Source organism: Devosia alba, assembly GCF_039938915.1.
Taxonomy (GTDB): domain Bacteria; phylum Pseudomonadota; class Alphaproteobacteria; order Rhizobiales; family Devosiaceae; genus Devosia; species Devosia alba.
Genome location: NZ_JBDUUI010000131.1, coordinates 1 through 248 on the forward strand (window position 1 = coordinate 1; position 248 = coordinate 248).

Here is a 248-nt window from a genome sequence, read left to right on the forward strand (position 1 = left end):
GCTGGCACTCAAAACATTTACTTTATAAGAATATGATATAGTATATCTTAATCTAATTTCATCAATATATAATCTAACTATTTCGCATCCAATAAAACAATCATTTTTATTATAATACATCATAGGAGGAATATATTCATTAATAATATAACGATCCCATTCATTAATAAGATCGTTTAATTGAATAATAGACATTCCTCTATATCTATCTTCTTTATAATAATAATTTACATCTTTTTCACAAATAG

1 protein-coding gene is annotated in these 248 nt (G+C 22.2%); it reads right to left on the reverse strand.

Annotated features, from left to right (window positions below):
* On the reverse strand, positions 1-248 hold a 248-nt coding region (locus ABFY71_RS19055), incomplete at both ends, for a hypothetical protein (protein WP_347947451.1).